This is a genomic window from Pseudomonas sp. CFBP2511 (assembly GCF_030209255.1).
Classification (GTDB): Bacteria; Pseudomonadota; Gammaproteobacteria; order Pseudomonadales; family Pseudomonadaceae; genus Aquipseudomonas; species Aquipseudomonas avellanae.
Map to the genome: position 1 here is coordinate 249,272 of NZ_JARVSI010000024.1, position 20,758 is coordinate 270,029.

Below are 20,758 nucleotides of genomic sequence, written 5' to 3' on the forward strand. Positions count from 1 at the left end.
AATGTTGAAACTGATCAGTCAGCGCAATTGCGCGCCATCGCTTGAGGACCCGAAACACGATGTGTATGCATTCAGTGTCGATACATCCGGGACCGACAAGCCGTTCTGTTTTGAGCAGTCACTTACCGGCGGGCACGCTGAGCGGGGTGGCTGCATATTCCTGAACCTGGCCGAACTTGAGCAATGTCCCGGCGATTGGCGAGTTCATCTGGAGAAGTCCGGTTGCGGGTGGGTGGCGGAGTTGATGGCGGAGGCGCAAACCGATCAGCAGGCCGTGAAGTTGATTCTGGATCGAGTGTCCACCCTCTGATCACAATCTGACATACAGAAACCGCACGGCATGTCGATAAAGAACTGACATGCCAGGGACTCGGCAAATCTGACTTATTTTGAGAGTCCACTGTATGCTCCATTTATTCCGCCCGCGTCGCGACAGAAAAGCCCTTCACCAACTTATTGCCTCGCTCAACGGTTCTGGCGAGCCGGTTGTAAGGGGCTGCGCAGAAGAAAACACCGTACTTGAATGCTGGCGTTCGCTGAGCAGCCAGCGCCGTATGAACGAACAGCGTATTGCCGAGCTTGAGCAAGAGCTTGAAACCGCCCGCCATCTTCTCGGCGAGGCTTCCGCGTCGGCGACTGCTTACGAAACACGGTTTGATCTGGTCAACCGCGCTTCCAGTGAAGGTCTCTGGGACATGGAGGTGGTTGCGGGTGATCCGGTCAACCCGAACAATCGATTCTGGTGGTCTCAGCAACTGCGTTCGCTTCTGGGCTTCACTGACGAGCGAGACTTCCCCAACGTGCTGGCCAGTTGGGCAGACCGGCTTCATCCGCAGGATAAACAGGCCACGCTGGACGCCTTTGCCAAGCACCTCAACGACCGCTCGGGTAACACGCCGTATCGGATCAAGAATCGCCTGGCCATGAAGAACGGCACGTATCGCTGGTTCTACGCCCAGGGTGAAACATTGCGAGACGCTCGTGGCACGCCCTTGCGTGTCGCCGGCTCCCTTCGTGATATTCACGATGAGCTTGAGCGTGACCTCGAACATGACGTGATCATTACCCGCTTCGAACTGGCCCGCGAAATGCTCTCCGACGGTCTGTGGGACATGGAAGTGATTGCGGGTGATCCGGTCAATGCCAGAAACCCTTTCTGGTGGTCGCCGCAGTTCAGACGTCTGCTGGGTTTTGAAACAGTCGAAGAGTTTCCTGACGTGCTGGACAGCTGGGCATCACGGCTGCACCCGGAAGACAAGGAAAGAAGCCTGACGGCCTTCGGCACCCATTTGAATGATCGCTCGGGCAAGACACCTTTCGATATCGAATACCGTTTGAAAATGAAAACCGGCGAGTACCGCTGGTTTCGCGCACGCGGTCAGACCCGCCGAACCCCGGAAGGTACGCCGCTGAGGGTGGTGGGGGCATTGGTGGATGTGCATTTGAAGCATGAGCAAGATGCCCTCCGGGAAACCGAAGCCCATCATCAGAAAAATCTGGAAGAGAACATCGCCCAGCTTACCCAGATTGTGGGCACCATCCAGAGCATCGCCAGCCAGACAAACCTGCTGGCGCTCAATGCGGCCATCGAAGCGGCACGTGCCGGTGAAGCAGGGCGGGGCTTTGCGGTTGTGGCCGATGAGGTGCGCAAGCTGGCCACCAGAACCACCGAAGCCACGGAGCAGGCAGCCAGCATGATGAGCCGCTGACGGCGCGCCGATCAGCGCGCAAAAAAACGCCTCCACAGGGGAGGCGTTATTTTTGTACTCAAAACACAGCTAGCGCATCAAGCGAGGTCGAAACGGTCCAGGTTCATTACCTTGGTCCAGACGGCCACGAAGTCTTTGACGAACCGTTCCTGCGCATCCGCGCTGCCGTACACCTCGGAAATCGCACGCAGTTGAGCGTGTGAACCGAACACCAGATCGACACGAGAGCCGGTCCATTTCACTTCGCCGGTCTTGCGGTCACGTGCTTCAAAGGTGTCGTTGGCACCCGAAGTCGCTTTCCACTCTACAGCCATGTCCAACAGGTTCTTGAAGAAGTCGTTGGTCAGGGTTTCCGGCTTGTCGGTGAACACACCGTGCTTGCTTTGCCCTACGTTGATATTCAAGACCCGCAAGCCGCCCAGCAGCACAGTCATCTCTGGCGCAGTCAAGGTCAGCAGTTGCGCCTTGTCGACCAGCAGCGACTCGGCCGAGACCTTGTAACGCCCTTTCTGATAGTTGCGGAAGCCATCGGCGATCGGCTCAAGGAAGCTGAACGACTCGACATCTGTCTGCTCTTGAGACGCATCGGCCCGGCCCGCTGTGAACGGAACCGTTACCTGCTGACCGGCGTTTTTCGCCGCCTGCTCGACGCCTGCACTACCGGCCAGCACGATCAGGTCGGCAATGGACACTTTCTTGCCGTTCGATTGAGCTGCGTTGAACTCGCTCTGAATACTTTCAAGCGTACTCAGCACGTTCGCCAGTTGTGCAGGCTGGTTGACCGCCCAGTCCTTCTGCGGCGCAAGACGCAGACGCCCGCCGTTGGCACCGCCGCGCTTGTCAGAGCCACGGAAGGTGGAAGCTGCCGCCCATGCGGTTGAAACCAGTTGCGACACCGAAAGCCCCGAGGCGAGAATCTTGCCCTTGAGCGCGGCAACATCCTGATCATCCACCAGCGGATGAGTGACGTCTGGAATCGGGTCCTGCCACAACAGCTCTTCGGTCGGTGTTTCCGGGCCGAGGTAGCGGGCCAGTGGGCCCATGTCGCGGTGAGTCAGCTTGAACCAGGCACGTGCGAACGCGTCGGCCAGTTGCTCGGGGTTGGCCAGGAAGCGGCGAGAAATCTGCTCGTAGGCCGGGTCGAAACGCAGCGCCAGGTCAGAGGTCAGCATGCTCGGTGCATGGCGTTTGGATGGATCGTGGGCATCCGGAATCTTGCCGGCGCCAGCGCCGTTTTTAGGCGTCCACTGATGCGCGCCGGCCGGGCTCTTGGTCAGTTCCCAATCGAAGGCAAAGAGGTTTTCCAGGTACTCGTTGCTCCATTGGGTAGGCGTCGAGGTCCAGGTCACTTCCAGGCCGCTGGTGATGGTGTCGCCACCTTTACCGGTGCCAAATTTGTTGCTCCAGCCAAAGCCCTGTTGCTCAAGACCCGCTGCTTCCGGCTCTGGACCCACGTTATCGGCCGGGCCGGCACCGTGAGTCTTGCCGAAGGCGTGACCACCGGCGATCAGCGCCACGGTCTCTTCGTCGTTCATGGCCATGCGGCCGAAGGTTTCGCGGATATCCCTCGCCGAAGCGACAGGGTCCGGCACGCCTTCAGGGCCTTCCGGGTTCACGTAGATCAAGCCCATCTGCACGGCGGCCAGCGGGTTTTCCAGATTACGTTCGCCACTGGCGGTGCGGCTTTCTTCGTTCGCGTGGTTCTCAGGCTCGGCCACCAGGGTGCCGTCGCCCGGCTGCTGCATTTTCTTCTGCGCGCCGTAGCGCTCTTCGCCACCCAGCCAAGTGGTTTCGGAACCCCAGTACACGTCTTCTTCCGGTTCCCAGACATCCGGGCGACCACCGGAAAAACCGAAGGTCTTGAAGCCCATGGACTCCAGCGCCACGTTACCGGTGAGCACGATCAGGTCGGCCCAGGAAATCTTGCGGCCGTACTTCTGCTTGACCGGCCAGATCAGGCGACGCGCCTTGTCCAGGCTGACGTTGTCAGGCCAGCTATTGAGCGGCGCAAACCGCTGCTGACCGGCGCCCGCGCCGCCACGACCATCACCGGTGCGGTAAGTACCGGCGCTGTGCCAGGCCATACGAATGAACAGCGGGCCGTAGTGGCCAAAATCCGCCGGCCACCAGTCCTGCGACCGGGTCATTACGTCGCGCAGGTCTTGCTTGACCGCTTCAAAGTCCAGGCTCTTGAACTCCTTGGCATAGTCAAAGTCCTCGCCCATCGGGTCGGAGAGCGAAGAATGCTGGTGCAAAATCTTCAGATTCAGCTGCTTGGGCCACCAGTCACGGTTGGTGGTGCCGCCGCCGGCAGCGTGGTTGAAGGGGCATTTCGATTCAGTTGACATGCTTGATACACCTTTTTGTCATTTGCATCCGGCCATCCAGCCCACTCGGGGGGCTTCAGACAGCGATGACGGAACTCAACAGCACGGGATTCATACCGGCAGCCCGATCAGCGATCGCGCCAGCTCTACAGATACGTCGCACAGCAATCATCAGATTACTGCGGTGCGAGCCCACAACGTGCACAGCGAACTTGAGCTCATTCTTATCTCCTTATCAGGGTAAAACCGCACGGCCTGCGCCGATGCATTCCTAGATTAGCCTTCTTGGTGAATATTTCTAATAGAAAGAACGTTAGAGGGTGATAGGCAGGCTCTGATAGCCAGGCTGTGAAAGCGTTGTCATGAGCGTAGCGAAGGGCTCTGCTAATCTGTTCGGCCTTTGAAACAGCAGGTCGAGCTTGCCCTATGACCACGATTCGCAGCATGACAATGGACGACTACGATGCAATCATCGAACTGATGCGCAGCACGCCAGGCATCTCGATCCGCGAGGCGAACGACGATCACGCGCCAAGTGAGCCATGCCCGAAAAGCATGACTCAAGCAAGACGCGTGGGAAATTCAGGGAGGTTATTTCAAGGTGAACGAGTCTGCGCTGCATGCGCCGAGTGAGTTGGCATTATAGGTGCGCCAGTCGTCGATGCTCAGCATGCCAACGCGGATAGCCCCTTCGCCAAGGCTGTCGTTCAAATTCCTGATAGTCACCCACCGGACCGGCTTGTCACAAAAGCCGTTCTTGCCTTTGTTCAATGAGAAAAATTCATCGGCGTTCAGCACCTGATAGACGTCTCCGCCGAATTCAGTATTATCGCTGTTCTTCCATACGTCAGAATATTTAAGTTTCATTTCCCCTTTCAGTAGAGAAAATTGTGCAGACGTGCGAGAGAGTTTCATCGTGTCTCCCAGCGTTACCGATGTTCCGTTTGACAGCGCGTCATAGACACGAATGCTGTCCGTCGGCATCGCCTTCGTATTTGACTGGGCGATGGCGCCATGGGCCAAGAGTGTACACAGCGAAGCTGCGGTAAATAAGTTTGTTAAAAGCCTATAGCCTGTCATGGACGTACCTCTTTAACGACGCTGGTGTGTATACGAGTAACATCCGAATTATAAGCTTCGGCCATGGAATATTCTCCATCCGAGAAAGGAGAGCCGCCACTCTGGACACAAATCCCACAAGCCCTGTGCAAGCGGAATGAAACTTGCCTCCACCTGTCCTGTGACTTTGAAACGTATTTAAGGGCAAGGCCGATGAATCACAATAATATGGCGATAAACCCTGCTTCGAACCAAGCGGCAGCACTGCCTCATCTAGGGCGTTTTCAAACCTGCGACATCGACGAGCACGGTCGTAACCTCAGCGGCTGGCAGGTTCGGTACGATCAAGTGACGCCCGGTGGCTTTGAAGGCGAACTGACGGAATTTCGCTCGGATTGGCTGCAACTGGTCCGCGACCGCTCTAATCAGGCCTTGGTCAAGAGTGGCATGGCCTGGAAGGGGGCGATTATTTTTGCGCTGCCGTTGAGCGCCAACGGTCCGGCTTTCTGCGCCGGGCACACGCTTCAGGAGCCCAGCCTGATCGTCGCGCATGGCGAGAATCTTCCGGAATTGAGTACGCCGCTGCAACTGGATGCCCTGGGGGTGGCGATCGAAGAGGGTGCCCTGGCTCATGCGCTGGAGCGTCAGGGCAGTCGTTTTGAAATTACCGATCTTCCCAGGTGTTACCGTTTGGCCGATCCAACGGTTCGCACGAGGTTCGCTGCGCTGTTCGATAACCTGTTGAATGGTGAGCAGGCGTGCTTGCAGAAGCTTGAGTACGATTCGATCCGGCGGGGCATTCGCGATGCTGTGATGTTGCAGGTGCTGGAGCTGGTGGCGCCTGATGAGGCGCCGCCGCTCAACCCCACGGCGCGCAAGAGAATGGTGGATCGGGCCCGAGATTATGCCTTGGCGCATCTGGACGAACCACTGTCCATCCTCGATGTGTGCAATCACATCGGCACCAGTCGCCGCAAACTGCAGTACTGTTTTCAGGAGACGCTGGGCATCAACCCTGTGGCCTTTCTGCGCACGTTGCGCCTCAATGCAGCGAGGCGTGAGTTGCGCGAAAGCAGCCGGGTCGAACTCGTACAAACGGTCGCCGCGCGCTGGGGTTTCTGGCACCTGAGCCGGTTTTCCAGTGACTACCGGACGCTGTTCGGGGAAACACCCTCGCAGACGTTACAGCGCACGCATCTTTGCTGAAAACGGATAACGGCACACAGCATGACTCAATAGCATAGCCCCACCACCTTCGTGGTCAGGGGCATGCGATGAGTCATAACAATAATTCCAAAATCAGACGCTTCACTTTCTTGACGCTCGGCCTTATGAGCCTTGGTGCTACGGTTCAGGCAACCGAAAACGGCGCACCCACTACGTCTTTCGGCGTTTACGATTTCGGCGCTGGCATGCTGCCTGCGTCGACGCCCGTAGGCACATTGGGAATGCGTGTAGCGTTCTATTCGGCCAATGTGCAAAAAGACCGCCACGGCCGCTCGCTGGACAACAATTTTTCGTTGGACGTTCTGTCCATCGGCGTCGCGTACTTTCGCATGACCGATTACAGAATACTGGGCGCGCGCTATGGCTACAGCGTGGCGGTGCCGTTCTTCCAGATGGATGGCTCTTTTCGGGTGCAGACGCCTGGCGGCCCGCTGGACCTGAAGGCGGATCCGTTCAGGATGGCCGACATTTCAGTGTCGCCGCTCATACTGCAATGGGACCTTTCGCCCAACCTGTTCGTGAACGCGCGAATGCAGGTTCAGGCACCCACCGGCGACTACGACAAGAGTCGTGTTTTCTCGCCGGGGGTGAATCACTGGACGTTTTCTCCCACTTTCAACGCGACCTACATCACCGACAGCGGCTTTGAAGTGTCCAGCAGCTTTCAGACGGACTTCAACACCCGCAACCCTGCGACCGACTACAAGAACGGCGTCGAATACCGTCACGAGTTCGCCGTGGGCCAGCACGCAGGGCCTTTCACGCTGGGGCTGGGCGGGTTCTATTACCGGCAATTCTCCGATGACGATGCGCCCGGGCTGCAAACCGGCAACCGCGCCCGAGTAGTCGCAGCCGGCCCCGCGATCAGCTACTTCACGCCTGGCATGCCAGCGGCGTGGTTTCACCTCTACAAGGAGTTCGATGCGCGCAACCGTTCCGAGGGTTACACCGTGGCGTTACGTGTGGGCCACAGTTTTTAGGGCGGTTGCGAGATAGACGAGCTTTTCAATTATCAGGAACCTTCACATGAAAGACATTCAGAATTTGTTGAACGATGAAGACGCGACCGGCCTGGCCGAATGGGTCCGGCGCGGCGAGGTCCAGCCGATTGATTTGCTGGAGGCGGTGATTCAGCGCATCGAGCACGTCGAACCGCAGCTCAACGCCGTTGCCGAGCGGCTGTACGACTCGGCCCGCAGCGCAGCGCTGGACGCTGCAAAAAGCCAAGGCGTTTTCGCCGGCGTACCGACGCTCATCAAAGACCTGTTTACCCCGGTCCACGGCGCACGGATGAGCAATGGCTCCCTGGCCATGGGCGAGTTTCGCGCCCCCTTTGAAGCTGAAGTGGTCAGCCGCCTGAGGCGTGCCGGTTGCGTGCTTGCCGGGACCACCACCTCACCGGAGTTCGGCACGTCCTACTCCACCGAGTCCACACGCTTCGGCGCGACACGTAATCCCTGGAACCTTGAGCACAGCGCCGGAGGTTCAAGCGGCGGGGCTGCCGCACTCGTCGCCGCGCGAGTAGTGCCCTTCGCCCACGGCAACGACGGCGGTGGCTCATTGAGACTGCCGGCGTCCTGCTGCGGCGTGTTCGGCTTCAAACCCAGTCGCGGCCTGATGCCCTCCGGCCCGATGGTCGGCGAAGGCTGGGCCGGCATGAGCACTGCGCACGCCATCACCCTGACCGTACGCGACAGCGCAGCCCTGCTCGACGCCACAGCCGGCATGGACCTCGGCGCGCCTTACGCAGGCCCGGTCCAGAGCCTGTCCTACGTCAGCGCCGCCCAACGCGACCCCGGCACCCTGCGCATTGCGCTCATCGAACAATCAGGCACCTGGCCAACCTCGCCCGAAAGCCTGGCCGCCGTGCGCGAGGCCGCACAATTGTGCGAGTCACTCGGGCACCGCATCGAACCGGTCAGCCTGCCCGTGGTATTACCAGAACTCCTCGACCACATCTTCACCATCATCGGCGCCAACACCCGCAACCACGTCGACATGCTCGGCCGCATGCGAGGTTTTGACGTGCAGGACGCCGAACTGGAAGCCCGCACACGCATCATCCTGCGCGACAAAGGCAACGTCAGCGGCGCGCAATACACCGCCGCTGTTGAATGGATTCATGCTCTGGGCCGTCAACTGGCGACGTTCATGCAGGACTACGACGTGATCCTCTCGCCCGTGCTGACACGCGAGCCAGCGCGCATCGGTGAGCTTGTGGTGCCGGACATGAGCCTGAGCCTTGAGGACATGATCGAGCGGTCGCATCGGTATTCGCCCTTTGCCGCGTTGTTTAATGCGAGTGGTCAGCCGGCGATGTCGGTGCCGCTCTACTGGAGCGCTGCGGGGCTGCCGATGGGGGCGCATTTTGCTGGGCGGTTTGGGGAGGAAGGGGTGTTGTTGGGGTTGGCTGGGCAGTTGGAGCGGGTGCGGCCGTGGCGGGGGCGGGTGCCGGGGGTTAGTGGGTTTGGGGGGTAAGCGCAGTTTGGGATACCGAAGAAAACGCCCCGACCTGCCGAGGCGTTTTCTTGTACGTCTTAAGATTTAACGACAGTCGCCATGCTTGCCCACGGTTTTTATAAATCGTCAGTCGTGACTGTCTCCGGCAAGCCTACCGGCAAAGTACTGTGCGGTCTCCGGATCTGTGCAGTACAGAAAGCAGCCTTTCATTCCACGGGTCATCAACGTTCGATAGGTGTTTTTAATTATCAGGTCTGTTTCCTGTTGCGCTAGGGCAGGTTGCTCCTTCATCAACTTTTTCCAACCTCGAATCGACTTGTCATGCTTATCTCGGTCATGTGGCGATGTCACCACTTGCCCGTTCCGCACTACCAGATCCGGCCCGATGATCACTCCTATGTAATCCACCTCAAGACCCTGACAGGTATGGATGCACCCCACCTGTTCGATTGAGTTTTCAGCGATAATCCATAGGCTACCGTCCTGATCCAGATTCCATTGGCGTGCGTAGTCGTCGCCGATAACAATATCTGAAGCCTTGGGGTCTTTTTTGCTGAGCCAAGGCCAGCAGTACCCCGCAACAACGCGAGCCTTGTTGCCGTGATTTTTCTGCTCGATAGCGGCATGCATGGCTTGAGGCGAATCGAACACCTTGAACTCATAGTCGCTGGTGTCGAGTAGGGGGTGGGCCGTTGGGCGAATCTCCAATGCGTTGTCCAACCATGCAACGTAGCCGTCAGAGCCACTGCAACGGAACTGGGATGACAGTACGTACTCTTCCACGGTTGCGCCTTTGGCGTTGGCAAAGGCGCGGATCGCCTGCTTGCTACCGATGTCGCTCAGGGTCACGCGCTGGTCTTCGTCGATAAAGAAGATGGAGCATTTCGCTGAGTCGATCAGCTCCTTGATTTGGTTTTCTCCAAGGTTTCCGTACAAGCCGCTTTTTTCATTGAGCCTATGAGCCTCATCGACGATCAGCGCATCATACGTATTAGATTCGGTATCAATAAATGCACCTGAACCGGAAAAGAAATTAGAGAAATGGGTTCGCTTTACAGTGCCTATCAACTTACTTTCGTATACTTTGCGTGGGGCGGCATTTTTCGACACATATTTGCTCAACAGACTCAAGGCGGTTAGCCTTACCAATAAGTTAATCGCCAATACCGTCTTTCCAGTACCCGGACCACCCTCAATAATCAATACCTTAGGTGCATCGATAGTCGCTTGGCTCGCTGCCGCGAGAGCGGACTCGAAAATTGCCTTTTGATCATCGATCAATATGAACTCAGGCTTGCCTTTCATTAGGCCACTCAGGGCTTCAGACAAGGCTTTGGACGGGCGAATTTTTCCGTTCGAAAGCTCGTAAAGCACATCTTTGTTATCACCGTGAACGATGTGTTTCTTCAGGAAGTTTCGCAGTTTTTTGAGCTCTGCAGGGCCTTTCAGGAACAACGGTGCTTTGCTGGTATAGGGTTCGTAGTGAGCAGAATTTATGACGCCGTCACTGACATAGTTATGCAAATAGGCACAGGGACGAACCTCGATGCTTTTGTCGTAGACGGCTTCGTTAAAGCCCTCCAGCAGCGCGGCGTACGACCAAACCTGATAAGAGGGATGAATCGTCTCAACTTGGCTGCCTCCCAATGCCGTTTTTACGATGGCATCCTTTGAGGTTGCGGTGGCCTTGCTCCACTGTTTTAGCTCAATCAACACCGCATTTTTGGCTTGATGCTCATCACGGCCGGTCAGTAAAAAATCGATGCGTTTCGATGACTGAGGGATATGCAGTTCGATGGCCAAACCTGCGTCGCTGGGTAGGCCGTCGTCCCTTAGAACCCTAGCCATGTAAGTCAATGATCCCTGCCAGGATTTGATTTCCGAAGCGCCAACCTTCTTTCCAGTGGCTTCTTTGAAATGCCTGAGAATCACTTCTTCAATGTCGTCATTATCGCTGTCTTTGAGAAACTGTTGTTTGGTCGCAGCGTAAACGATCACACGTGGTCCTTAGAGCTCCAAGCTCAGAATTGATCGTGGCTATTGCTGGTGCTGGCGGATTTGCTGGCAGCATCCAAGATACGATCAGAAAACGTAGACTGAGATTGTAGGACCTTTCGCTTTTCGTGGCCGATTTTTCGCACATCATCTTGGAGCAGCTCGTGACAGGAGAGGCTTGGCGACAGCCGTCACCTCTGTCGCGAGGCGCAGGCCCCCGTGATACGAGGGTTGTTACCACTACCGCCAAAAACTGATTTATCTTGGTCGTGGTCAGTGGTCCTGACCGTCAGCACAATAGCTTCGTCTGTCTCATAGGGAGACGTTTCCAGGCGCTTGAGCCAAAGGCAGAAGCCGTTGCGCTCCCATAAAGGATTTTCACTCAGTTACGAGGGTGATTCAGAAAAACAAAAAGCTCGGGGTCGAACACGGCGACTTTGATATCCAGCTCGACCAGCGCAGCAAGGCCGTCGATGGACTTTCGAAAGTCCACCGGCTTGGGGTAGAGGTACACTTTTTCGACTTTGGCGTCGGGTCGTATCATGAGGTGCTGGCTCCTGAAAAGAATCGGGAGCACAGCATAAGCTTCAATTGCTGGCTTGGAATGTGGGGTTCATGAGGCACTTACGAATTTTTTGGGCTTAGCATATGCACATATTGGAAACCCGCTTGCTCCCAATCTCGCCAGTCTGGTGTTGTGTTAGGGCGCCAGGGAACATTGATAATTTCAACTAGCTTTTTTGCATCTTTTTCGTAAAATCCTGCCTGAACGCCTTCAGGAAGTTGTACAGCTAGCGGATAGGTATTTTTGTAGGCGCTATGGTCAAGCTTCCATCCAGGCTCTATCTGTTCCAAAACTTCGGTCAGCCGATTTTTCTGAACTTCGGCAATTTTCTCGATGAGTTTATCAAATGTGCAGATAAGAGGTTCGCCCTCTGAAAAGTCGGAGAATCGTGCACTAGGCCGGTCCCCCACACTTTTGTCCAGCGCGCGGCCAGTCCGGATATAGAAATTTAGCGCTCCCAAATCGAGCACATCACCTCTCAGTTCTGCTTCGCTCTCAAGCACTGCCAAAATATAAATCTGTGCTGGAAAACCATAAGTCCAGCAGTTTGCATTTTTCAGAGGGTTCCAATAAGTTGTCTTACTTATGCTCCATGTTTTGGGCGCTCTAGTAGTTTTAAACTCACACGTTGTGCCCCAAGTTAGCTGAAGGTCGAACACATCACCGTGAGGCTGGCTCTCATAGTGCTCTCGAATGCTTTTTTCGAGATCACCTTTGCGCGGACGCCAGGTGGTTAGGGTTCGCACCGTTTCGCCAACGACTTGATCAATGTTTTCAATGAAGTGCTGAACTAGGATGTACTCGATCAATACTCCGCGCAGCATAGGCACAGACATGTTCGAAAAAGCCCAGCCCCAAAAGTCGGAAGCTTTGTAGGGGGTTGAGAGATCACCGAGTGAAAACGTAGTTGTCTCACTTATCAGAGGGTTTTTCAAAAGAGACTCCTTAGCTATGGTTTGCTGTGTAGGTGAATCTAATATAATTATTATCTGGTATTTATGCTAAAGCCCGTAATGGGAATTTCTTCGGTTTTATTGTAAATTGGTAGGGTGCTAAAGTTAGCTTTCTCAAGAGTGTCGCAGTTCCATGCCTTCATTTTGGCTGCGTCATACAGCATGCCTAACGTCATTACAGTCTTTGCGCGCCGATCTTTAGATCTGAAGAATACGAAAAAGTCAGTCCCTTCTGGCTTGAAATAACGATAGTGGTCGTAGTCGCCGGGGTTTACGCCAAAATGGTCAAAAAAATCTTCCATAAAATCACTGGCGTCGTCACCGTCAAGCCCTAGATCCCAACTGACTCTAGTGGCGAGGCTAAGAGTTTCAAATGCTTTTTTGCCGAATCCAACATAAAAGTAGATTCTCTCTATGAGATAATCAAGTATATCATGGTTAAGATCGTTTTTATCCATCTTAAAAAACCTGATCTTGTTCATCTACGATGGAGTTGTAGGTGTTCACCGTTACGTATCCTATCTTGCCTAGCTCGTATGCAGTATAAGACCACCCGATAACGGGCGTTGCCCGTGCGATGAAGCCACCAATACTTCGGGTCCATCGAAGTCGTGGCGGAAACCATCCTGTAAGTGATGGGGCTCTAAAGCTTCCGGGGAACTTACGATTGTTTAGAAGGCGTCTCATGACAATAGACATGATGGATGTGTTGCTAATGGCTCCACCAGGCTTTGTTCTGGTCGGTATTATGTTGGCACCTAAGACAATGGTTAATGCAGCTCCTACATCATCTAGTCCAAATTCATCCATTGCCACCTCAGTAGCAATAACAAACAGCAGCTCATTTGCAGTGAGCCCGCAGTCACCGTCATAGCAATATATTCTAGCCACTTAAACTATCCTTATGCGTAAGTGCTATTTCGGAGCTGATCCCAGCCGCCGGAGATCTGGCCAACTATCAAGCCGGTAGTTCGGCTTTGCTGCGAGTACAGCATGCTCACTTTGGCGTAATTGAATCTAACTACCTCTTCGGGAAAGTTTGAGGGCGATCGCTCGAATAGGTTGCCAGAAATAACGCCGCTTATGATGACTTCATCAAAAACATATTCTAGATATTTTTGCTTATCGCCGCCTGCGCGACGTACGCACAGCTTCATTTGCTTAATGTGCCTGCCTGCGCAACATGCTTCGAGAATTTTTGGAGTCGCACTGTCAGCAAGTTTTACAATGCTGAAGTCGCTTAAGTAAACTCGGGCTACGGTGGCCCCACCTGCAGAGCTTGCAGTTCTTGACACCGATTGAGTGGCTGAAAGGCAAAAATTGTTAATCTCAACCCAGTTTTTGCAGTCAGAGTCCGTAGACTCCCCACTAATGCCGTCAATCCAAAGATATGCATCAATACTCATTCCAGCTCCTTGGAACATCTCTTAATGTATTTCATCGCCGTTGCACGATAGCACAACCTCTGCATTTTAGGCTCTTGAAGCACACTTTTGCCAGGTGTAGTGGTCAACTGATCCCGGACACGACGTTAAGGTTTTTCTCGTACTGATATCCAGCCCAACCAGTGCGGCTAGACCGTCGATGGATTTTAGGAAATCCATAGGGTTCGGGTAGAGGTACACTTTTTCGACTTTGGCGTCGGGTCGCATCATGGGGAGCTGGCTCCTGAAAAGAATTGGGAGCACTGCATCAGGCTTCAATTGTCAGCTTGGAATGTGGGGGTTTACGCTAAACAGGCGGAGTCTATGCGGTATAGCAAAGCCCCGTCACTCACGCATAACGTCGGGTACTGGAATCAGCGTGCTCGCAACTGCCAGGCCACTGCCTGCCTTAATGACTCGCCTGCGTCGGCGATTTGTGACCCAGGCGTATCAGTTCGTCGGAGAAACACAAACCAGCGATCGCAGTCGTGAGCCGATCAGCAGGATTGCCAGTGGCAACAGCCAGGGCGCGGACTCGCCCAGGTAAATCGCCAGGCTGATCCAGAACAGATTCTGTAACAGCGCGAAGAGGCAGTGATAGTTGTCGTACATGTACAACGCTTAGGTCTGTTCCTTGATCTCTTTCGAGCATCGGTGTCTGAGTAACATCGACAGTCCTGTTGATAATATTAAGCATGGCAGTGTGGATTACATACGGAAATCCCGCACTCATACAAAATGAGTGAATGGCCGGAGGCGCGAACAGCCTCTCTTGTTCAGGACCGGGCTTGGGCGCTGAGCGTTTTCTATTAATTATAGGTAACGAATAGCTCGCCGGCCCGACTGCAATCAGAGCACAACCTTGACACACAAGTGTACACGCCAGGGTTTCTGGTCAGGCCTTGAACCGCATCGCTTTCAAACAGAGCGCCGATTGCCGCAGGGACAGAGAAGGGTGTGCGCTTGTCTCGGTCAATCAAGACGTTTTTGATACCTGTCCACTTAAGTCCTTTTATTGAAGCTTCATCCTTAAAAGCGACGCAAGGCGATTGGAAGGAGTCAAACCATCGTGTGGCAGTCAACGTCATCAGCAGGGGGGCTTACTGATGTGTTGTTACACCCGGCGTAATAACGTCTATTCCGAGCTTTGTTTTACTTTATCTAATAATGCGCCAACGTTACGCGTAACAATATGCGAACGCAACTCGAACGCCATCATCTGTACATTTAATACATGGCATCGCTTTACCGAGGGAGCCGGGCCACAAGGCTCCGGCGCGTACTTTATGCCTTTGTGTCAGCGCAATATGAGACCCAAAACGGGTCTCATACGAATATCACACTGCCTTCAATGCCATCAGAGCGTTCAATTCGCCATACGTATGGGCTTTCAGGGTGTGGGTATCCAGTTGGCCGTTGTCCAGAAAACTGCGGATCAGTCCCCCCATGGCACCGAACAGGAATTCCGCAATGCTGGAGCCTGCGCTGAGTCGTCTGACACCCAGGCGTTTGAGTTCGTCGGGGGACGGCAGACCGTCTCTGGAAAGCAGGTTGACCGGCAGTTGAGTGTTTTGACAGAGGGTCGCAATTTCATTGGAATCCACCACGCCTGCTGCAAACAGGCCATCTGCGCCAGCATCGGCATACAGTGCCGCGCGCTTCAGAAGCTCTTCCAGGCGTTGTTCCGGGGCGAAAAGATTCTTCAAATAGACATCGCAACGCACATTGATGAACAGATCGACTCCAGCCTGTTGCGCCATCTGTCTTGCGACATCGATTTTTCGAACCAGCAGCTCTGGAGCGCCAAGGCCATCTTCGATGTTGATGCCTACCGCCCCGGCGCCGACAACGGCGTTGATCACCTGGCCGACCTTCTCGAGTTCATCCGAATAACCGCCTTCGATATCCACGGTAAGTGGCACATTGAGTACGCGCACCATCGATTGGATGGTTGTGCTCAGCAGCTCCAGGGGAAGCTTATTGCCATCCTGATAGCCATGAGACCAAGCCATGGCCGCGCTGCTGGTGGCCACCGCTTTGCCGCCCAGATGTTCCACCATGCGCGCCCCGCCGGCGTCGGCCACATTCGCCAGGACCAGCAGTCCATTTTGATGCAGGCTGTGAAAAGCGTGATCCAGTGTGGTCATAACGTATCAACTCCTTCGACAATGACAGGCAAAATGATGGAGGGTTTGATTAATTCATCCGTCCAGAAAACCTTCAGAGATACGCGGACAGTGGAACCCGTTTCGAGTCATACACTTCGCGCAAGGTGATCGATGTTTTTATTTGGGTGATGCACGGAATCTTTCGCAGGGTCTTTTCAATGAAGACGGTATATAAGGCGATGCTTTTGCAAACAATCTTCACGAGGAAATCATAATCCCCTGTCACATTGTAAAGCGCCACTACTTCGGGGCACAGGATGATTTTCTCTTCCAGTTTTCGAGTGACTTCTTCCGTGTGTAAGTCCACGGAGAGATGCACGAAGGCAATGACTTCAAACCCCAGCGCTTCTTTGTTCAACATGGCTTGATAGCCTTCAATGAACCCTTCGTCTTCAAGGCGTTTGAGACGGCGCCAACACGGTGTCTCACTCATGGAAAGAACTTCCGCAAGTTTTGATGTGGTGGTAAGGCAATTAGCCTGCATGATGCTCAGGATTTTTAGATCTATTGCATCAAGTGCCGTAGAGTTTTTTTTCAAAAACAGAATCCTTTCTGGAAGGCAGCGTCAGTTACAGCCTGGGTGCGCGCATAGATACCATTTATTTCAAGGTGATGCAAATTTTTCAGCTACCGTACAAGCCATCATTCGGATCAAGAAAAATGTCGCTTATCTGTTACATGGTGCTGCCCATACAATCGTTAATACCGGTGGCGATAAGGTACGACACTAAGCAATTTATCCGTTGCAGGTATACCGTGCAGGCAATGCCGAGGGGGCGCTTGCGCTCTCGGCGGCAGTGTCGATACGTGTCGGTTTCTGTCAGGCCTGCGTGCTGTGGACGCTAATATCTTCAGACGTGACTGCAATAGCCTTGCGATTCGCAGATCGGACGAGAAGGGGAGTTGCGACACCGGCCAGGGCGAAGACAACAGCAAGGCCTATCCAGCCGGTTGAACCTGCCTCGACGACAGCGATGGGCAGGATCCCCGGAAAAATCACGGTCATCAGGTTGGCTCCCAAGGCATAGATGCTCAGGTAATAAGCGCGATTTTCGACTGGAGACAAATAGTACGAGATACCCCACGCACCTGCGCATTGCCACAGCTCTCCAAACGTCATGACCACACAGGCGAACAACAGGATACCTGCGACCAGGTAGGAGGGTTGTTCCGCCGTGGTGAAGGCAACCAATGCGCACGAAAGAGCCAGTGTTATCCCTGCGTACAAGTGTTTGCGGGCGGCAAAAAGCACCTCATTGCCACGCTTGCTGAACGACAGTTGCAGGGTAATCGCCATGATGCCGTTGATGACCAGAATGATGCCGATCAGAGACTTGGGCGCCTGTGTCTTGGTCAGCAGCCACAGGGGAATGGCGATGGTCATCACGGCCTGATGCAGTGACAGAATACCGTTGCACAAGGACAGCGACAGGAAGTTCAGGTTCTTCAACGGCTGGGCGGGCGGGGTCACAGGTTGGCTCTGGTCAGACGCCTTGGCGACAACATGGGGCAGTTTTACGCTGACCAGCAGGATGGCGGAAACCAGAAACGCCATGGCATTGGCGATCAGCATGCCAATCACGCCGCCGGGGCCGGTCGTGAAGCTGACCACAATGGAAAATATTCCGGCGGCCAACATGTAGGCCACGTTTCTGACGATCGCGACCTTGGACATGGTCTTCACGTAGGCATCCGCTGTTACCGCTGAACCTACCAGCGTCTGGATGATTGGCCAGACCGCCTGCTCGACACAGCCGATGAAGCAGGCAATCAGCAGGAAGGAATAGAACTCATCCACGAAGGGATAGATCAGAAAGCCTGCCATTCGCCAGACCTGAAGAAAGGCCAAGACGCGCGCGGCACCCAGACGATCCGCCAGTCGGCCAATCGGAACTGCGCAGACAAGGCCACAAAGGCCGGCCAAGGCCAGACCGATGCCAACTTCGACATTGCTCAGGCCAACAACCTGAGTGTAGAAAAACGTTGCCCCGGCGAGAAAAAGCCCGCGACCAGCCGCATCGACGAATGCGATGAGCAAGAGCAGAAGAGTGGCTCGGTCGTCGGAAACGGGCACCTTTTCAGAAACGCGGTTGGGCGCGGACATCAGACTATTCCTTTAGAGAAACATGCGTGAGCTTCAGTATCCGACGGATTCCCGAAAGGGCCGAAGAGCGGAACGCGGAGGTGAACACTGCCATGCCTGGCGCAGGGGGACATTGTCGATGACAACCCCTGCGCACGGCAACCGACTCAGGCCTGCTGGCGTTGCCGCAAACTCAGAGGGCGCATGTCAGTCCATACTTCTTTGATGTACTCCAGGCATTCGGACTTGCTTGCGCGTTTGCCCATGAACTGCCATCCGCCGGGTAATGGCAGATCGGCGGCCCAGATTGAGTACTGTTCTTCAGCGTTGGCGACGACCAGATAATCACCCTGGTTTTTTTCTTCATCGGTCATGATTGTTCTACCTCGGACTTAACAGTGATCGTTAGATTTTTCTGATAATCAGCATGTACATCTGGCCATGCAGGTCTGGAAATTTGGCCTGGAAGGCGAGGTCCATGTCCAACAGATTCCTGATTCGCTCAGGGCCGTCCTGTTGCAGGTCAAGTTCGTAGCCCAGCGATTCCGGTAATAGGCCCACGCCTCTGATTTCCTCGACAACGAACCCTTGCGCGATAGCGATCTCGCTAACGTCGGCTCGGCTGATGGCGTTCTGGCGCATCAGCTCTTTTTGTTCGTGAGAGTAGATGGAGAGGTAGGTCAGGTGCGGGCATTCGATGTCCCAGGTCGAGATGACACAGAACCCTCCGGGCACCAGGCAGCGATGAATTTCCGACATGACGGTGGGGACGTCCTGTCTTGGGAAATGCGCTGCGGTGCCCATCATGCAGGTGACGAGATCGAACTGGGTGCTTTCGAACGGCAGATCACGCGCGTCGCCCTGATGGAATTGAGGGTTCAGCGCGCCGTTGCTTTTTTTCCGGGCGAACTCCACGGCCATCGGCTCCAGGTCAACGCCAAATGCCTGGATACCTTGTTGTGCCAACAGCGTTGGATAACGGCCGGTCGCTGCGCCGATGTCCAGGCTTTTACTGAACGGACCGTAGTGTTTGATGCAGTCGAGCATGTTGACCAGTTCCAGCGATTTCTTCGCCTCGTCCTCGGGGACAGAACAGTCATAGCGCATATACGCGGCGACGTCGTAGCCGAGTCTGGCATCGGCGGTATTGTCGACGCTGTCCAGTGAAAACTCGGAAACAATCGACAGCAAGCGCTTGCGGTGCTCGGCGACTGAGGTGAGTCGGGCAGTTCTGGAGTGTGCGGGATTATCCTGCCGGGCAAGGTCAAACCCATGCTGCGAGACCGGGCTGAGCAATTCCCGGATAAGGCTGGCGTACCAGTCCTTGTTTTCGGGGACGGCCCGGGAAGTGAGCGTGGCGGGCGGGCTGTTCAGGTTCTGCAGTCTGGCGCAGACATCCAGATAGTCAGGGTTGAGGGTAAACACCACCTCATAGTATTTCTGGGCGTCCGTTATCGAGCCCTGTTCTTCATGGATGCGACCCAGCGTGTAGAGGGTTTTTTTCGCTTCCTCCGTAACGGTCAATTCGCGTGCCCGACGGTATGCCGACTTGGCGGCGAAAGGCAGACCTGCCTTCTGGAAGCTCTCTGCCGCCAAGGTGAAGCTTTTCAGTTTCATCCGCTCGTTCTGCCCGGCCCATGTGAAGTGGCGCGCAGCTTGATGCCAGTCCTGACGTCTCTGATAAGTCTGGGCCAGAATAAAGTGGCTGGCATAGTGTTTGGGGAACCGTTGCACCTGTTCACTGAGCAGTTTGATGACGATTTCGTCAAGTGCATCGGGAGCCAGTTGCAGCGTCCCTTCCTGCAGCCAATTCACCGCATACACTGCCAGCCCTGTCTGGCTCAGACTGGCCAGAATCTCGCTGACCGCCTGCTGCTGTTCTGCGGTGTTTTTCAAGCGTTCGGCGCTGTGCTGCAACGCGTGGATGTATTGGTTGTAAGCATCGTGAGCATGGTTGGCAAGCAGTTTGACCGTGCCGTCGGTACAGCCGGAAGCAATGATCGCCCCGTTTTCCGAGATGCCCAGAGTCCAGACTTCGCCGTCCACCTGCCTGGACCAGAGTGGCTTGCCCTGGCAGTCGATAAGGTGAATCTTGCCGTCCAGCGAGCCGATGGCGGCCGTGCCTTCCAGAGACACCGCTACGCTTGCGGCGTGGGGGTACAGGTTCGGCTCACTGAGTAAACGGTCCTTGACCGCCAGCAAGGCATCATTACGCTTGGACTGCGCCACATCCTCGGCGTTGGCCTGACTCAATTGATAGGTGTCAGCCACGCGCGATGCGATGTACCACGCCTGGTTCTTGCACTGAATGACGAGATGTTCGCCATTAGAGGAGTGCGTGAGGCTCGAGACCGCCGACTTCAGCGATGTCCGGAACAGCTCCCGCCCATCGGCATCGAAGAGGTAGACAGCGACGGCTCCATCCGAGGCCTGTTGAGTTCCCACCGCGACGTGATGATTCGACGCGATCGCCGTTGCAGTGATGTCATCGTCCAGCCGATGGGACCAGTGCAACTCTCCGTCACGGGACAACACCGTCAACTGCCGGTTTTTACAGGCAACGGCGAGCATGGCGAGGTCCGCGGTAACCGAGAGGCTGACCACTGCGCTACCAAAATGCCGACTCCAGAGTTCGCTGTAGGGCGTTTCAAAAAACAGCGGGGAAGGATGAGGAACGCTGCTCAAGCCCATGGCACTGTGAGTAGAGGCTCTTTGCTCTTTTGCCGGGGCGTAGAAATCAATGTTGAAGTTGGTCATGGAATTTCCTTATCAAACCATCTTGTCTGTT

Annotated in this window: 18 protein-coding genes and 3 pseudogenes; 7 read left to right on the plus strand and 14 right to left on the minus strand. The window is 55.1% G+C overall.

All coding sequences use genetic code 11. The features are described 5' to 3' along the window. Position 1 precedes the first annotated feature (1 nt). From QRN38_RS20900 to QRN38_RS28390, 3 genes and pseudogenes are all read left to right on the plus strand, one after another. Entirely contained in the window at positions 2-310 is a 309-nt protein-coding gene (locus QRN38_RS20900; protein WP_057417902.1) for a hypothetical protein, read from the plus strand. 385 nt (positions 311-695) lie between these two features. Beyond that, positions 696-1,415: pseudogene (locus tag QRN38_RS28385) on the plus strand (PAS domain-containing protein); the annotation flags it as partial. A gap of 81 nt (positions 1,416-1,496) precedes the next feature. After that, a pseudogene (locus tag QRN38_RS28390) lies at positions 1,497-1,703 on the plus strand (methyl-accepting chemotaxis protein); the annotation flags it as partial. A gap of 83 nt (positions 1,704-1,786) precedes the next feature. On the opposite strand, the gene katG reads toward QRN38_RS28390, so the two are convergent. Further along, positions 1,787-4,057 carry a catalase/peroxidase HPI gene (gene katG / locus QRN38_RS20910; protein ID WP_005769323.1) on the minus strand — a complete coding sequence of 757 codons (2,271 nt, stop codon included), beginning with the start codon at positions 4,055-4,057 and terminating at the stop codon, positions 1,787-1,789. A 405-nt stretch (positions 4,058-4,462) separates the two neighbouring features. Here katG and QRN38_RS20915 point away from each other — a divergent pair. Beyond that, a pseudogene (locus tag QRN38_RS20915) lies at positions 4,463-4,555 on the plus strand (GCN5 family acetyltransferase); the annotation flags it as partial. 72 nt (positions 4,556-4,627) lie between these two features. On the opposite strand, the gene QRN38_RS20920 reads toward QRN38_RS20915, so the two are convergent. Beyond that, positions 4,628-5,116, minus strand: coding sequence for a hypothetical protein (locus QRN38_RS20920; RefSeq protein WP_057417901.1), 489 nt, complete (start codon positions 5,114-5,116; stop codon positions 4,628-4,630). 192 nt (positions 5,117-5,308) lie between these two features. Here QRN38_RS20920 and QRN38_RS20925 point away from each other — a divergent pair, with 192 nt between their 5' ends. The 3 genes from QRN38_RS20925 to QRN38_RS20935 all read left to right on the plus strand — a co-directional run bounded on the left by QRN38_RS20925 (position 5,309) and on the right by QRN38_RS20935 (position 8,800). Further along, positions 5,309-6,301: a helix-turn-helix domain-containing protein gene (locus QRN38_RS20925; protein WP_057417900.1), complete on the plus strand. Its 993-nt coding sequence runs from the start codon at positions 5,309-5,311 to the stop codon at positions 6,299-6,301. Positions 6,302-6,369: 68 nt separating this feature from the next. Beyond that, on the plus strand, positions 6,370-7,302 hold the full coding sequence (locus QRN38_RS20930; protein WP_007243728.1) for a SphA family protein: 933 nt from the start codon (positions 6,370-6,372) through the stop codon (positions 7,300-7,302). 46 nt (positions 7,303-7,348) lie between these two features. Continuing rightward, entirely contained in the window at positions 7,349-8,800 is a 1,452-nt protein-coding gene (locus QRN38_RS20935; RefSeq protein ID WP_285362458.1) for an amidase, read from the plus strand. Positions 8,801-8,908: 108 nt separating this feature from the next. Here QRN38_RS20935 and QRN38_RS20940 read toward each other — a convergent pair whose 3' ends face one another. The 12 genes from QRN38_RS20940 to QRN38_RS20990 form a co-directional block, all read right to left on the minus strand. Further along, on the minus strand, positions 8,909-10,780 hold the full coding sequence (locus QRN38_RS20940) for a DUF2075 domain-containing protein (protein WP_057417919.1): 1,872 nt from the start codon (positions 10,778-10,780) through the stop codon (positions 8,909-8,911). A gap of 379 nt (positions 10,781-11,159) precedes the next feature. Next, positions 11,160-11,321 carry an IS66 family insertion sequence element accessory protein TnpB gene (tnpB, locus tag QRN38_RS20945; RefSeq protein WP_080898749.1) on the minus strand — a complete coding sequence of 54 codons (162 nt, stop codon included), beginning with the start codon at positions 11,319-11,321 and terminating at the stop codon, positions 11,160-11,162. An 80-nt stretch (positions 11,322-11,401) separates the two neighbouring features. Next, on the minus strand, positions 11,402-12,277 hold the full coding sequence (locus tag QRN38_RS20950) for a hypothetical protein (RefSeq protein WP_044392786.1): 876 nt from the start codon (positions 12,275-12,277) through the stop codon (positions 11,402-11,404). A 50-nt stretch (positions 12,278-12,327) separates the two neighbouring features. Next, positions 12,328-12,777, minus strand: a complete 450-nt coding sequence (locus QRN38_RS20955) for a DUF1493 family protein (protein WP_044392788.1) — start codon at positions 12,775-12,777, stop codon at positions 12,328-12,330. Continuing rightward, the gene (locus QRN38_RS28065) at positions 12,755-13,186 is read right to left on the minus strand and encodes an STM2901 family protein (RefSeq protein ID WP_081025347.1); all 432 of its coding nucleotides are present in this window, start codon (positions 13,184-13,186) and stop codon (positions 12,755-12,757) included. Before QRN38_RS28065 ends, QRN38_RS20955 begins: the two co-directional genes overlap by 23 nt. 11 nt (positions 13,187-13,197) lie before the next feature. Continuing rightward, complete coding sequence (locus tag QRN38_RS20960; protein WP_044392790.1) at positions 13,198-13,701, minus strand: Hcp family type VI secretion system effector; 504 nt, start codon at positions 13,699-13,701, stop codon at positions 13,198-13,200. A 468-nt stretch (positions 13,702-14,169) separates the two neighbouring features. Then, positions 14,170-14,331: a hypothetical protein gene (locus QRN38_RS20965; RefSeq protein WP_010208948.1), complete on the minus strand. Its 162-nt coding sequence runs from the start codon at positions 14,329-14,331 to the stop codon at positions 14,170-14,172. Between the two features lie 725 nt (positions 14,332-15,056). Beyond that, positions 15,057-15,866, minus strand: a complete 810-nt coding sequence (locus QRN38_RS20970; protein WP_007243725.1) for an isocitrate lyase/PEP mutase family protein — start codon at positions 15,864-15,866, stop codon at positions 15,057-15,059. Positions 15,867-15,939: 73 nt separating this feature from the next. After that, positions 15,940-16,425: an Lrp/AsnC family transcriptional regulator gene (locus QRN38_RS20975; protein WP_010208950.1), complete on the minus strand. Its 486-nt coding sequence runs from the start codon at positions 16,423-16,425 to the stop codon at positions 15,940-15,942. A gap of 282 nt (positions 16,426-16,707) precedes the next feature. Further along, on the minus strand, positions 16,708-17,991 hold the full coding sequence (locus QRN38_RS20980; RefSeq protein WP_057417921.1) for an MFS transporter: 1,284 nt from the start codon (positions 17,989-17,991) through the stop codon (positions 16,708-16,710). A gap of 146 nt (positions 17,992-18,137) precedes the next feature. Next, the gene (locus QRN38_RS20985; RefSeq protein WP_007243722.1) at positions 18,138-18,344 is read right to left on the minus strand and encodes an MbtH family protein; all 207 of its coding nucleotides are present in this window, start codon (positions 18,342-18,344) and stop codon (positions 18,138-18,140) included. Between the two features lie 31 nt (positions 18,345-18,375). Further along, the gene (locus QRN38_RS20990; protein ID WP_057417922.1) at positions 18,376-20,727 is read right to left on the minus strand and encodes a methyltransferase domain-containing protein; all 2,352 of its coding nucleotides are present in this window, start codon (positions 20,725-20,727) and stop codon (positions 18,376-18,378) included. Positions 20,728-20,758 lie beyond the last annotated feature (31 nt).

What these genes read in the sequence shown, in the direction of transcription:
- tnpB (WP_080898749.1), bottom strand. Translation starts at nt 11,321, where the DNA reads ATGATACGACCCGACGCCAAAGTCGAAAAAGTGTACCTCTACCCCAAG.
- QRN38_RS20930 (WP_007243728.1), top strand. Translation starts at nt 6,370, where the DNA reads ATGAGTCATAACAATAATTCCAAAATCAGACGCTTCACTTTCTTGACG.
- QRN38_RS20955 (WP_044392788.1), bottom strand. Translation starts at nt 12,777, where the DNA reads ATGAACAAGATCAGGTTTTTTAAGATGGATAAAAACGATCTTAACCAT.
- QRN38_RS20985 (WP_007243722.1), bottom strand. Translation starts at nt 18,344, where the DNA reads ATGACCGATGAAGAAAAAAACCAGGGTGATTATCTGGTCGTCGCCAAC.
- katG (WP_005769323.1), bottom strand. Translation starts at nt 4,057, where the DNA reads ATGTCAACTGAATCGAAATGCCCCTTCAACCACGCTGCCGGCGGCGGC.
- QRN38_RS20925 (WP_057417900.1), top strand. Translation starts at nt 5,309, where the DNA reads ATGAATCACAATAATATGGCGATAAACCCTGCTTCGAACCAAGCGGCA.
- QRN38_RS20970 (WP_007243725.1), bottom strand. Translation starts at nt 15,866, where the DNA reads ATGACCACACTGGATCACGCTTTTCACAGCCTGCATCAAAATGGACTG.
- QRN38_RS20980 (WP_057417921.1), bottom strand. Translation starts at nt 17,991, where the DNA reads ATGTCCGCGCCCAACCGCGTTTCTGAAAAGGTGCCCGTTTCCGACGAC.
- QRN38_RS20990 (WP_057417922.1), bottom strand. Translation starts at nt 20,727, where the DNA reads ATGACCAACTTCAACATTGATTTCTACGCCCCGGCAAAAGAGCAAAGA.
- QRN38_RS20935 (WP_285362458.1), top strand. Translation starts at nt 7,349, where the DNA reads ATGAAAGACATTCAGAATTTGTTGAACGATGAAGACGCGACCGGCCTG.
- QRN38_RS20960 (WP_044392790.1), bottom strand. Translation starts at nt 13,701, where the DNA reads ATGAGTATTGATGCATATCTTTGGATTGACGGCATTAGTGGGGAGTCT.
- QRN38_RS20900 (WP_057417902.1), top strand. Translation starts at nt 2, where the DNA reads ATGTTGAAACTGATCAGTCAGCGCAATTGCGCGCCATCGCTTGAGGAC.
- QRN38_RS20920 (WP_057417901.1), bottom strand. Translation starts at nt 5,116, where the DNA reads ATGACAGGCTATAGGCTTTTAACAAACTTATTTACCGCAGCTTCGCTG.
- QRN38_RS20965 (WP_010208948.1), bottom strand. Translation starts at nt 14,331, where the DNA reads ATGTACGACAACTATCACTGCCTCTTCGCGCTGTTACAGAATCTGTTC.